The 504-nt window shown below is 40.7% G+C and carries 1 protein-coding gene and 1 other annotated feature; the gene reads right to left on the reverse strand.

Annotated features, from left to right (window positions below):
* On the reverse strand, window positions 1-504 hold a 504-nt coding region (locus tag AC1P5O_RS16855; protein ID WP_499006437.1), incomplete at both ends, for an IS3 family transposase.
* Window positions 392-504 (reverse strand) — a sequence feature (AL1L pseudoknot). This feature is flagged as partial in the annotation. (Overlaps the previous gene by 113 nt.)

Consider the following 504-nt stretch of genomic DNA (forward strand, 5'->3'; position numbering starts at 1 on the left):
CATCAATAATAAAGGCGGTATAGACCCAGCCTGAATGAGTTTGAATATACGTAAAGTCACTGACCCATAATTGGTCAGGTCGATCAGCACTAAAATTACGTTTCACTAAATCATCTGCTCGTTTTTGATCATCTCGGTTGCGGGTAGTTTGTTTGTTCTTACCACGCCAAACACCTTGTATATCTAGCTTCTGCATCAATCGAGCAACTGTACAACGTGCAATAACATAGCCTTCACGTTTCAATTTTTGCCAAACTTTACGTACACCATATCGACCTGAACTTTCCTTCCAAATTCGTTTAATTTGTTCAGCATGATGCTTATCATGTAGATCTCGTTTCGCTCGATGTTCTGGATTGTCAGCGAGATCTAAAGTTCGGTAATAGGTTGAAGCTGCGATCGGTAAAATCCTACAAATCGCATCAACACCATATAAGTCTTTATTGTTATGGATGAAATCCATCATTATTTGTGTGGGCGGTCGAGCTCCGCCTGGGCGAAAAA

This window comes from Prolinoborus fasciculus, from assembly GCF_056724605.1.